Genomic DNA, 11908 nt, shown 5'->3' on the forward strand with positions numbered 1-11908 from the left:
GGACTGACGGTTCGCGACGCCCGTCCCGACGACATTGCGGCGATCACGGCCATCTATGCAGAAAGCGTCGCCAATGGGCGCGGCACCTTCGAGCTGGAAGCGCCCGACGAGATCGAAATGGCGTTCCGGCTGGCCGGGGTCGAAGCTCTCGGCCTGCCGCGGCTTGTGGTCGAGATCGAGGGCGCGATCGCGGGCTATGCCTACGCCGGGCCGTTCCGCACGCGTCAGGCCTATCGCTACATGGTCGAGGACTCCATCTACGTCGCGCCTTGGGCCCGGGGGCGCGGCGTCGCCGGCGTCCTGCTCGATGCGTTGATCCTTCGGTGCGAAGTGATGGGTCTTCGTCAGATGGTCGCGGTCATCGGTGATGCGGAGAACGTCGGCTCAATCGCCCTGCACCGAACGCGCGGCTTCACCGACGCCGGCGTGTTCAAGGCGGCCGGCTGGAAGCACGACGACTGGCGCGACGTGGTGTTCATGCAGCGGGCGCTAGGCGACGGCGGCGCGACAGCGCCCGACGCCCCGGGTCTGCCCCTTGTCGACAAGAAGCCGCTGCGCTGACGCATTGCGGCGCCGTGACCCGACGCCTATCCTGACGCCGTGAAGATCGTTCAATCCCTGTTGCTGCTGATCGGCGCCCTGTCGGTGCTGGCGCTCGGCGCGGTCGGCGCCTCGGCGTCGCCGGCGACCGCCGCGCTCTGCCATCAGACGGGTCAGTCTTCGCCCGACCAGACCCCGAACCAAGCGCCCAAGGCCATGAAGGCGATGATCTGCTGCGTCGCCTGCGTGGCGACGCCCACGCTGGACCCCGCGCCGGTTTCTCGTCCGACCCTGTCGCCGTTGCGCGTGGTCGCCGTTTCGGTCGCTCTGCCGGCCGGTCGCTTGCTGTCGCCCGAACCCGGACCACCCCGCCTCCTGATCGTCTGACACACCTCGCGCCCCTCGCAGGGCGCACTCCGTCACGATCATCAGAGGAGGCCTTGAATGGCTATCCGTACTCTCGTCGGCGTCTGCGCCGGCGCTTCCCTGCTCGCCCTGGCTCAGGCCGCGGCGGCGCAGGATCACTCCCACCACGCGTCGACCAAGCCCGCTGCCGATCCGCACGCAGGTCACGACATGCCCATCTCATCTGACGAACCCATGGCGGATCACGCCAGCATGGGTCACACGATGACCAGCCCCTACGGCCCCTGGCCCATGAGCCGCGACGCCTCCGGCACAGGCTGGCAACCCGACGCCAGCGAACACGGCGGCATCCACAGCGTCCGTGGCGACTGGATGGTGATGACGCACGCCATGCTGAACCTGGTCTATGACACCCAGTCCGGGCCTCGCGGCGGCGACAAGACCTTCGTCGCCGGCATGTTGATGACCTCGGCGCGGCGCGATTTCGACGACGGTTCGAAACTGAACCTGCGCGCGATGCTCAGCCCCGATCCGCTGATGGGCAAGTCCGGCTATCCGCTGCTGCTGGCGGCGGGCGAGACGGCGGACGGCGTCAATCCGCTGGTCGATCGTCAGCACCCCCACGACCTCTTCATGGAGCTGTCAGCCAGCTACTCGAAGCGTCTGTCGGACAAGGACAGCGTCTATGGCTACATCGGCCTGCCTGGAGAGCCTGCCTTCGGGCCGCCCGCCTTCATGCACCGCATGAGCGCGATGGACAGTCCGGAGGCGCCGATCACCCACCACTGGCTGGATTCGACCCACATCGTCTTCGGCGTGACCACCTTGGGCTGGGCGCACGACCGGTTCAAGATCGAGACCTCGGCCTTCAAGGGACGCGAGCCGGACGAGGAGCGTTGGGGCATCGATTCGCCACGGCTCGACAGTTGGTCGGTGCGGGCTGCCTGGAATCCGAGCGATCAATGGTCGCTGCAGGCCTCCTACGCCGATGTCTCCGCGCCGGAACAGCTGGAGCCCGACGAGGACGAGACGAAATGGTCGGCCAGCGCCATCCACACCCGCCGTCTGGGCGATGACGGCTGGTGGTCCTCGACCCTGGCTTGGGGCCGAAAGACCAACGACCACGGCGAATCGAAGGACGGCTGGTTGCTGGAGACGGCGGTCCATCCCAACGACCGCTGGACCGTCTTCGCCCGCGCCGAACGGATCGAGACCGATGAACTGGTTCCCGGCGTCGGCGGCGGTCACGGCCCGCTCTACACGGTGGGCAAGGCGTCGGTCGGCATGGTCCGCGACTGGCGGATCGCCGAACACGTCCGTTTCGGTCTCGGCGGTCTCTATGCCATGAATCGCGTGCCGACGGCGTTGGAGCCGCTGTACGGCGGCGATCCCGACGGGGCGATGCTGTTCGCGCGGCTGAAGATCGACTGATCTAGCTCAAGGCCTGTCCGGCTTCGGCCGGGCGGGCCGGCGGCTGGTCCAGAAGGCGCAGCGCTTCATAGCCGACCAGGACCACGCCGAGCACGAGCATCAGCGCTCCGGCGATCAGCACCAGCCGAACGTGCCTGTGCAGGTGATAAAGCAACTCGCCGATCATCGACGGTCCCGCCGCATTCGGATCGTGCCAATTCGATCCGTTCCGGACAGTCTACTGCAAAACGCGGACCCGATGGAGTCTGTGAGAACCGCGTTCCGTCAGACGAGGCGGCTTTGCACCACGGCCGCGCCGATGAAGCTGGCGAACAGCGGATGCGGCGCGAACGGACGGCTCTTCAGCTCGGGGTGATACTGAACGCCGATGAACCAGGGGTGGTCGGGGCGTTCGACCGTTTCGGGCAGCACACCGTCGGGCGACAGGCCGGCGAAGACCAGTCCGCCCTTCTGCTCGATCGCCTCGCGATAGTTGATGTTGACCTCGTAGCGGTGGCGGTGACGCTCACTGATCGCGGTCGAGCCGTAGATCTCGGCGATCTTGGAACCGGCAGCCAGAGTCGAATCATAGGCGCCCAGCCGCATCGTGCCGCCCAGGTCGCCGCCCTGCTGACGCAGGACGCGTTGATTGCCCTGGGTCCATTCGGTCATCAGGCCGACGACCGGCTCGGCGGTCGGGCCGAATTCGGTGGACGAGGCCTTGGGATAGCCGGCCAGGTTCCGCGCCGCCTCGATCACCGCCATCTGCATGCCGAAACAGATGCCGAAGTAAGGGATGTTGCGCTCACGGGCGAAGCGGGCCGCCTCGATCTTGCCTTCCGAGCCGCGCTCGCCGAAGCCGCCCGGCACCAGAACGGCGTGCGCGCCCTGAAGACGCTCCTCACAGGCCTCGGGATCGCCTTCGAAGGTGTCGGCCTCGACCCAGTCGATGTTGACCTTGACGTTGTTGGCCACGCCGCCGTGATGCAGGGCCTCGATCAGCGACTTATAGGCGTCCTTCAGGACGGTGTACTTCCCGACCACGGCGATGGTGACTTCGCCGTCGGGCTGCAGGCGGCGACGCGCGATCTCCTGCCAGCCGGTCAGATCCGGCTCGGGCGCGTCGTTTATGCCGAAATGCGCCAGCACTTCGCGGTCCAGACCCTCGCGGTGATAGTCCAGCGGCACGGCATAGATGTCGGCGGAGTCCATTGCTTGAATGACGCCGCTTTCGCGCACGTTGCAGAACTGGCCGATCTTGCGCTTTTCCTCAGCCGGGATCGGCTGCTCGCAGCGGCACAGCAGGATGTCCGGCTGAATGCCGATGGAGCGCAGTTCCTTGACCGAGTGCTGGGTCGGCTTGGTCTTCATCTCGCCGGCCGTCTTGATGAACGGCAGCAGCGTTAAGTGGACGAAGCAACTCTGCCCGCGCGGGAGGTCCTGCCCCAACTGGCGGATGGCCTCGAAGAAGGGCAGTCCCTCGATGTCGCCGACCGTGCCGCCGATCTCGACCAGCACGAAGTCGACGTCTTCGCCCGCGTCGGTCAGGGCGGGCGTCAGGCAGAAGGATTTGATCTGGTCGGTGACGTGCGGAATGACCTGCACCGTCGCGCCCAGATAGTCGCCGCGACGCTCCTTCTCCAGAATGGTCGAATAGATGCGGCCGGTCGTGATGTTGTCGGACTTTGCCGCCGACACGCCGGTGAACCGCTCGTAGTGGCCCAGGTCCAGGTCGGTCTCGGCGCCGTCGTCGGTCACGAAGACCTCGCCGTGCTGATACGGGCTCATCGTGCCCGGATCGACGTTCAGATAGGGGTCAAGCTTGCGCAGGCGGACCTTGTAGCCGCGCGCCTGCAAAAGAGCGCCGAGAGCGGCGGAGGCGAGGCCTTTTCCTAGCGAGGAAACCACGCCGCCGGTGATGAACACATAGCGAGCCATGGGGGGACACCTTACTCCATGATTCGCGGCTCGGTCATGCCGCCGTCGAATCGAACTGTTGATCAAAAGAAGAAAGCGCGCCCTGCGGCGCGCTTTCGAAAACTCGGGTCTCTGTCGGAGCCTTACTGGGCGGGCTGTTGGGCCGGCGCCGGAGCAGTGGAGGCCGACGGCAGGCTGGCTTCCAGATCATCCAGCGAAGGCGTCGCCGGTTTGGCCGGCGCAGCAGGCTGTTGCAGGGCGGGCTGCTGCGTCTGGGTCTGCGGCGTCGTGGCCAGCGAACCCACAGCGTCGGCGTCGATGCCGGACACCGATGCGCGGTCCATATTGCCGACAACCGTCAGAATGATCGTCAGGATGAACAGCGCGGCAGCCAGCCACCAGGTGGTGACGGTCAGCAGATTGCCGGCGCCGCGCGCGGTCATGAAGCCCGACGGACCGCCGCCCATGCCCAAGGCGCCGCCCTCGGACTTCTGAAGCAGGACGATGCCCGTCAGCGCGATGGCGACGATGATGATGGCGACGAGCAGGATGGTCTGGAGCATGGCGTCATTCATGTGGGCGCGGATCTGCGCCGATCAAGCGGCGGCCTCTATCATCGAAGCGCGCCAGGGGCAAACGTCACGCGGCGGCGTTGACGATCGGCATGAAGTCCTCGGCCTTCAAGGACGCGCCGCCGACCAGGGCGCCGCCGACTTCCGGCGTAGCCAGAATGTCGCGCGCATTCTCCGGTTTGACCGAACCGCCATACAAAATGGGCGCGGTGCGCGCGCCGTCTCCCAGCTTTGCGACGATGGCGGCGCGCACGGCGGCATGGACCTCGGCGATCTGATCCAGCGTCGGGGTCAGGCCCGTCCCGATGGCCCATACGGGTTCATATGCCACCGCGAAGTCGCGCTCGGCCAGGATGGATGGCAGCGAGCCCGAGACCTGGCCCGACACCACGGCGATGGCGTCGCCCGCCTCCCGCTGCTGCAAGGTTTCACCGACGCACACGATGGGCTCCAGCCCGGCGGCGATGGCGGCCTCGACCTTGGCGGCGACGTCCGCATCGGCCTCGCCGAACGCGGAGCGGCGTTCGGAATGCCCCAGAATCACCACGGTCGCGCCAGCATCGACCAGCATTTCGGCCGACACCGAGCCGGTGAAGGCGCCGGCGGGCTTGTCATGGCAGTCCTGACCGCCCACGGCCACGCCGCTGCCCGCCAGGGCGGACTGCATGCGGTCGATCAACGTCGCCGGCGGGCACAACACAACACGGCATCCCTGGCCCGTCGTTCCGACGGCGTCCCTGATAGCCTCAGCCTGCGCCAAGGCGGCCGAGACGCCGTTCATCTTCCAATTGCCGACGATCATCTTCACGGATTGTTTCATGGGCGCCTGTCTAGAAGGCGAAAACCGCCAAGCCAAGAGGCGCCGCCGCAATCCGGACACGAAGCCATCCTTGCAGCGGCGGCCTCGCCCCGACTATACGCGACGATTGACGCCAATATCGGCCAGTCCCGGGTTTTCGAATGCTCACCGCCTTCCGCGCCTTCTCTCGATCCAAATGGGCGGCCGCCCTGCTTGTCCTGATCGCGATCAGCTTCGTGATCGTCGGCGCGCGGATGGATGTCTTCTCCAACCTGGGACCGAAGCACGTCATCGATGCGGGCGACCGTTCGATGAACGAAGCCGAGTTCCGCACCGCCTTCGATCAGGTGCGTGAGCGGCTGCAGCAGCAGGTCGGCCGCCCCCTGACGAACCAGGAGCTGGTGGCGGAAAACATCCACGTCCGCTTTCTGACCGAGCAGACGCAGCAGCTGGGCTTCCTGAACTGGGCCTACAAGGCCGGCATCCGCCCGGGCAAGGAGCTGATCGTCAAGCAGATCCGCCAGATCCCGGCCTTCTTCAACTCGGTCACCGGCCAGTTCGACCAGCAGGCCTATGAGGCGGCTCTTGCGCAGCAGAACCTGACGCCCGCCATGCTGGAGCAAGACCTGCGCGACCAATATGCGACCGAGCATTTCGGCGCCGCCGTCTTCGCCGGCGCCCGCGTGCCTCGCATCTATGGCGCGCTGCTGGCCGGTTCCGCCTTCGAAAGCCGCGATGGGCGCTGGTTCGAGGTGACCCCGGCGATGGCCGGTCAGATCCCCGCCCCGACTGACGCCCAGTTGAACGCCTTCATCCAGGAGAACGCCGACCGCCTGCGCGCGCCCGAGTTCCGCATGGTGTCGGTAGTTCTGTTCACGCCTGAGGCTTCGGCCAATGCGCCGATCTCGGAAGACCGCATCCGCGAGCGTTTCGAGTTCAAGAAGGATACGCTGAGCAAGCCCGAGACGCGCTCGTTCGTCACCCTGACCGCGCCGAACCGCGAGACGGCCCAGAAGATCGCCGCCGCCCTGCGCGCGGGCCAATCGCCCGCCGACGTCGGCCGCGCCAACAACATCACCCCTGCCGCCTTCAACGAGACCCCCCGCTCGGCCATCGGCGACGCCGCGACCGCAGCCGCCGTCTTCGGCCTGCAAGCCAATCAGGTGTCCAACCCGGTCCAGGCCGGTGTCGGCTTCGCCGTCGCCAAGGTTACGGCCGTTCAGCCAGCCGCGCCCGCCACGCTCGACAGCGCTCGCGAGGAGATGATCCAGGAACTGCGCGCCGAGGACGTGAAGACCCAGACCTACGCCAAGGTCGAGAAGTACGAAGCCGCCCGCACGGCCGGCAAGAACCTGGCTGACGCCGCGCGTGAGGCCGGCGGTCGCATCGTCGATCTGCCGCCCTTCACCAAGGACGGCAAACTGCCGAACGGTCAGGCGCTGAACGCCCCGCCGCAAATCTTCGAGACGGCCTGGAGCCTGACCAAAGGCGGCGAGAGCGACGTCATCGACGCCGGTCAGGGCCAGTATTTCGCCGTGCGCGTCAACGACATCCGCCCGTCGGCCCTGCCGACCCTGGCCGAGGTTCGCGAGCCCCTGGCCGCCCAATGGATCCAGCGGGAAACCATGCGTCGCCTCTCGGCCAAGGCCGAAGAGCTGACGACCCGCGTGCGCAATGGCGAGGACATCGCCGCGGTCGCCCGCTCGGTCAATGCGCCGCTGACCGTGCGCACCGGCGTCATCCGCAATCAGCAGACCCAGGAAGCCTTGGGTCAGGGCGTGCTTCAGGGTCTGTTCGGCCAGTCCAAGGGCCAGGCCTTCTCGCAGCCGGCGTCGCAGACCGCCTATGTGGTCGGCCGCGTCGACAACGTCCGCGCCGCCAATCCGGCCGTAGCCGGACCGCTGGCCGAGCAGGTCCGCCCGCGCCTGACCCAGGAGTTGGTGCAGGCCATGGTCGAGTCGTCCGTCTCGGCGGGCGCCCAGCGCTCCAAGGCCAAGAACGATCCGGCCCAGGCGCTGTCGGCCCTGGGTCTGTCGGGTGGCGCAACGCCCGCCGCACCGGCGCAATGACCGACGACGTTTCACGCGACGTCACGTTCGACGCCTTCGCCGCCGGCCTTTTGGCCGGTCGGCCGCAGGTCCTGGTTCGCCGGGTCATCGACGACCTGGAAACCCCGGTCTCGGCCTATCTGAAGCTGGGACGCGATCGGCCGTACGCCTGCCTGCTGGAATCGGTCGAGGGCGGCGCGGTCAAGGGACGCTACTCCATCCTGACGCTGGATCCCGATGTGGTCTGGCGTTGTCGATCCAACGTGGCGGAACTGTCGCGCGGGTCCGCCATAGGCAAAGGTCGATTCGCGGCCGAAACGCTCCCTGCGCTGCAATCCCTGCGCGCGCTGATCGCGGCGTCGAAGTTCGATCTGCCGGAGGGACTGCCGCCGATGGCAGCCGGCCTGTTCGGCGTCTTCGGCTACGACATGGTGCGCCTGCTGGAACCGCTGGGTGCGCCCAACCCCGATCCGCTCGATCTGCCCGACGCCGTGCTGACGCGGCCGTCGCTGGTGGCCATCTTCGATTCGGTCCGCCACGAGATCGTTCTGGTGTCGGCCGCCTATCCCGACGCCGGCATGTCAGCGCATGACGCTTTCGACGCCGCGACGGCGCGGCTGGACGCGTTCGAGACGGCCTTGCGCGAACCCTTGCCCGTCCGCGCCGCTCCGCAGCAAACGCCGCCTCCCGTCTTCACTTCGCCGGTTGACGAGCCGGCCTTCGGCGGGATGGTCGCCAGGGCCAAGGACTATATCGGCGCCGGCGATATCTTCCAGGTCGTCCTCAGCCACCGCTTTTCGGCCCCGTGGACGGACGATCCCTTCGCCTTCTATCGCTCGCTGCGTCGCCAGAACCCCTCGCCCTATCTGTTCTATCTGAACTTCGAAGGCTTCCAGCTTGCCGGCTCCAGCCCCGAGATCCTGGTTCGGCTGAAGGACGGCGAAGTGACGATCCGGCCGCTGGCCGGCACCCGCATGCGCGGCGCGACGCCCGAGGCGGACAAGGCGCTGGAAGTCGAATTGCTGGCCGATCCGAAGGAGCTGGCCGAGCATCTGATGCTGCTGGACCTCGGCCGCAACGATGTGGGCCGCGTCGCGTCGCCCGGCACGGTCGAGGTCACCGAGAGCTTCGTCGTTGAACGCTATAGCCAGGTCATGCACATCGTCTCAAACGTGCGGGGGAAGGCTGACCCCAGGCTGGATGCGGTGGACACGCTGCTGGCCGCCCTGCCCGCCGGCACCCTGTCGGGCGCGCCCAAGGTCCGCGCGATGGAGATCATCGACGAACTGGAGAGCGAAAAGCGCGGCGTCGGTTACGGCGGCGGCGTCGGCTATATTTCAGCCGGCGGCGAAGCAGACATCTGCATCACCCTGCGCACCGCCCTGTTCGCAGACGACCGAATCTTCGTTCAGGCCGGAGCCGGCGTCGTCGCCGACAGCGATCCTGCGGCCGAATATGCCGAGACCCAGCACAAGGCGCGGGCGCCGATGCGGGCGGCGGAAGACGCCTGGCGGTTTCGGACCGGCAATCGCTAGCGTGAAATCGTCATCGCCGGATCGTTGAACTGCACGCTCGGCCCGATGATGACGACCCCGGCCATCAAAACCGCCGCAGTCGCTGCGAGCGCGGCTGCGCCAAGCGCGGCGACGGGGTTGGGCCTGGTTTCGACCACGACCAGCTTCGCCTTGGCGGCGGCGATCTTGGCGGCGATGTCTTTTTCAGCGGCAAGTTTCACGCGCTCAGTCCTAGTGCTGCCGAGTTAAAATGCGCTTTAAGGCCGCGCCCGCTTGGCGCGGACGCGCGTCACGCCTAGAAGCCAAGCCATGATCCTCGTCGTCGATAACTACGACAGCTTCACCTACAACCTCGTCCACTACCTCGCGGAGTTGGGCGCGCCGACGCATGTGGTGCGCAACGACGACCTGACGGTGGACGAGGCGTGGGCGCTGAACCCCGCCGCCGTTCTGCTGTCGCCCGGCCCGTGCGCGCCCGATCAGGCGGGCATCTGCCTGCCGTTGATCACGACCGCGCCAGAATCGATGCCGATCCTGGGCGTGTGCCTGGGTCATCAGGCCATCGGCCAAGCGTTCGGCGGCGACGTCATTCGCGCCAAGACCCTGATGCACGGCAAGACCTCGCCGATCCTGCACGAGGGCCAGAGCGTCTTCGCCGGCCTGCCCTCGCCCTTCACCGCCACACGCTATCACTCGCTGGCGGTCAAGCGCGAAACCCTGCCCGACGACCTGGAGGTCACCGCCTGGACGGCCGACGGCGAGATCATGGGTTTGCAGCATCGCAGCCGCCCGATCCATGGCGTTCAGTTCCACCCGGAATCCATCGCCACCGAACACGGTCACGACATGCTGGCCAACTTCCTTGAGATCGCCGGCGTAAAGCGCCTCGCGGCCGCCTGATCGTGGGCGACGGGTTCAAGCCGATCCTCGCCCGACTGGTCGAGGGCCATCCCCTGACGTCCCAGCAGGCGCACGACTTTTTCGCCGCCTGCCTGCGCGGCGAGCCGACCCCGTCGCAGGTCGCCGCCGCCGTCACCGCCATGCGGATGCGCGGCGAGACCGTGGACGAGATCGCCGCCTTCGCGGGCGCCATGCGCGAGGCCGCCCTGACGCTGGATCACCCCTATGAGGTGATCGACACCTGCGGCACCGGGGGCGACGGTCACCACACCTACAATATCTCGACCGCCGCGGCCCTGGTTCTGGCCGGCGCCGGTCTGAAGGTCGCCAAGCATGGCAACCGCGCAATGTCATCGAAATCAGGCTCTTCCGACGTCCTGTCGATCCTGGGCGTGAACCTGATGGCGTCGCAGGCGCAGCAGAAGAAGGCGCTGGACGAAGCCGGTATCTGCTTCCTGTTCGCACCTGCCTATCACGGGGCGATGCGTCATGTCGGACCGGTACGGGCCGAGATCGGTTTTCGCACCGTCTTCAACCTGTTGGGACCGCTTTCGAACCCGGCGTCTGCAAGGAGACAGGTCATGGGCGTCTATGATCCGCGCCTGCTGGAGCCGCTGGCCGAGGTGCTGGGCCGGCTCGGCGCCACACGCGCCTGGACCGTTCATGGCCAAGGCCTGGACGAACTGGCGACTTCCGGCCCCACGGACGTCGCCGAATGGAAGGACGGCGCGGTTCGTCGCTTCCAGATCACGCCCGAGGATGCCGGCCTGCCGCGCGCCTCTATCGCAGACATCCGTGGCGGCGACGCCGAGGAGAACGCCGTCGCCCTGCGCGCGCTTCTGGCCGGCGCGGCCGGACCCTACCGCGACATCGTCCTGCTGAACGCCGCCGCCGCCCTCGTTGTGTCCGATCGCGCGGGCGATCTGGCCGAAGGCGTCGCGCTCGCGGCTGCCGCCATTGACGACGGTCGAGCCGCCGAGGCGCTGGATCGCCTGGCCCGCATCACCTCCACGCCGCTGGAAAGCGAAGAGCCCGCATGACCGACGTTCTGGACCGCATCGCCGCCTACAAGCGCGAGGACGTCGCCGCCCGCAAGGCAGCGACTTCACAGGACGCGATCGAAGCCTTGGCCCGCGCCGCATCGGCTCCGCGCGGCTTTCGCGCCGCCTTGGAACGTGTAGGCGAGGAAACTGGTCGTCCCGCCCTGATCGCCGAGATCAAGAAGGCCAGCCCCTCCAAGGGCCTGATCCGGCCCGATTTCCATCCGCCGGCTCTGGCCCGCGCCTATGAGGCCGGCGGCGCGGCCTGTCTGTCGGTGCTGACCGATGGCCCCAGCTTCCAGGGCGACGACGCCTATCTGGCCCAGGCCCGCGAGGCCGTCGCCCTGCCCTGCCTGCGCAAGGATTTCCTCGTCGATCCCTGGCAGGTCGCCGAAAGCCGCGCCCTTGGCGCCGACTGCATCCTGATCATCCTCGCCATGATCGACGACAACCTGGCCGCTGAACTGCTGTCGGAAGCCGAACGCTTTGGCATGGACGCGCTCATCGAGACCCACGACGAGGAAGAAATGGCGCGCGCCTGTGCGCTCGGCGGCGATCTGGTGGGGGTCAATAATCGCTCGCTGCGCACGTTCGAGGTCGATCTGGAAACCACGGAGCGGCTGTCGATGCTTAGCCCCGTGCGCGCTCTGCTTGTCGCGGAGAGCGGCATCTTCACGCCCGACGACGTGGCGCGCGTCTCGGCTGCCCATGCCCAGGCGATCCTGGTCGGCGAGAGCCTGATGCGGCAGGCCGATGTCGAGGCCGCCACCCGTCAGCTGCTGGCGGTCTGAGCCGAGGCGCG

Annotated in this window: 13 protein-coding genes; 8 read left to right on the forward strand and 5 right to left on the reverse strand. The window is 67.4% G+C overall.

Translation table 11 applies throughout. The features are described from left to right. Positions 1–3: 3 nt before the first annotated feature. The 3 genes from VH88_RS10335 to VH88_RS10345 are packed head-to-tail and all read left to right on the forward strand — an operon-like array spanning position 4 to position 2337. The gene (locus VH88_RS10335; RefSeq protein ID WP_235968866.1) at positions 4–561 is read left to right on the forward strand and encodes a GNAT family N-acetyltransferase; all 558 of its coding nucleotides are present in this window, start codon (positions 4–6) and stop codon (positions 559–561) included. Positions 562–600: 39 nt separating this feature from the next. Further along, the gene (locus VH88_RS10340) at positions 601–927 is read left to right on the forward strand and encodes a hypothetical protein (RefSeq protein WP_045811186.1); all 327 of its coding nucleotides are present in this window, start codon (positions 601–603) and stop codon (positions 925–927) included. Between the two features lie 57 nt (positions 928–984). Then, entirely contained in the window at positions 985–2337 is a 1353-nt protein-coding gene (locus tag VH88_RS10345) for a hypothetical protein (RefSeq protein WP_045811187.1), read from the forward strand. A 1-nt stretch (position 2338) separates the two neighbouring features. Here VH88_RS10345 and VH88_RS16275 read toward each other — a convergent pair whose 3' ends face one another. The 4 genes from VH88_RS16275 to tpiA form a co-directional block, all read right to left on the reverse strand. Further along, positions 2339–2503, reverse strand: coding sequence for a hypothetical protein (locus VH88_RS16275; protein ID WP_165116665.1), 165 nt, complete (start codon positions 2501–2503; stop codon positions 2339–2341). Between the two features lie 98 nt (positions 2504–2601). Next, positions 2602–4254, reverse strand: coding sequence for a CTP synthase (locus VH88_RS10350; RefSeq protein WP_045811188.1), 1653 nt, complete (start codon positions 4252–4254; stop codon positions 2602–2604). Positions 4255–4376: 122 nt separating this feature from the next. Next, complete coding sequence (gene secG, locus VH88_RS10355; RefSeq protein WP_045811189.1) at positions 4377–4808, reverse strand: preprotein translocase subunit SecG; 432 nt, start codon at positions 4806–4808, stop codon at positions 4377–4379. 64 nt (positions 4809–4872) lie between these two features. Further along, on the reverse strand, positions 4873–5625 hold the full coding sequence (tpiA, locus tag VH88_RS10360) for a triose-phosphate isomerase (protein WP_045811190.1): 753 nt from the start codon (positions 5623–5625) through the stop codon (positions 4873–4875). A 140-nt stretch (positions 5626–5765) separates the two neighbouring features. On the opposite strand from tpiA, the gene VH88_RS10365 reads away from it, so the two are divergent. Continuing rightward, entirely contained in the window at positions 5766–7673 is a 1908-nt protein-coding gene (locus VH88_RS10365; protein ID WP_045811191.1) for a peptidylprolyl isomerase, read from the forward strand. Beyond that, complete coding sequence (trpE, locus tag VH88_RS10370; RefSeq protein ID WP_045811192.1) at positions 7670–9187, forward strand: anthranilate synthase component I; 1518 nt, start codon at positions 7670–7672, stop codon at positions 9185–9187. Before VH88_RS10365 ends, trpE begins: the two co-directional genes overlap by 4 nt. On the opposite strand, the gene VH88_RS10375 is transcribed toward trpE, so the two are convergent. Then, on the reverse strand, positions 9184–9387 hold the full coding sequence (locus VH88_RS10375) for a hypothetical protein (RefSeq protein WP_045811193.1): 204 nt from the start codon (positions 9385–9387) through the stop codon (positions 9184–9186). The two genes, trpE and VH88_RS10375, sit on opposite strands and share 4 nt — an antisense overlap. 88 nt (positions 9388–9475) lie before the next feature. On the opposite strand from VH88_RS10375, the gene VH88_RS10380 reads away from it, so the two are divergent. The 3 genes from VH88_RS10380 to trpC are packed head-to-tail and all read left to right on the forward strand — an operon-like array spanning position 9476 to position 11897. Beyond that, positions 9476–10066, forward strand: coding sequence for an aminodeoxychorismate/anthranilate synthase component II (locus VH88_RS10380; protein ID WP_045811194.1), 591 nt, complete (start codon positions 9476–9478; stop codon positions 10064–10066). A gap of 2 nt (positions 10067–10068) precedes the next feature. Continuing rightward, positions 10069–11106 carry an anthranilate phosphoribosyltransferase gene (gene trpD / locus VH88_RS10385; protein WP_045811195.1) on the forward strand — a complete coding sequence of 346 codons (1038 nt, stop codon included), beginning with the start codon at positions 10069–10071 and terminating at the stop codon, positions 11104–11106. Next, positions 11103–11897: an indole-3-glycerol phosphate synthase TrpC gene (gene trpC, locus VH88_RS10390; protein WP_045811196.1), complete on the forward strand. Its 795-nt coding sequence runs from the start codon at positions 11103–11105 to the stop codon at positions 11895–11897. The genes trpD and trpC overlap by 4 nt, the downstream gene beginning before the upstream one ends. Positions 11898–11908: the final 11 nt, after the last annotated feature.

The sequence above is a fragment of the Brevundimonas sp. KM4 genome, from assembly GCF_000964075.1.
In the GTDB taxonomy this organism is placed as follows: Bacteria; Pseudomonadota; Alphaproteobacteria; order Caulobacterales; family Caulobacteraceae; genus Brevundimonas; species Brevundimonas huaxiensis.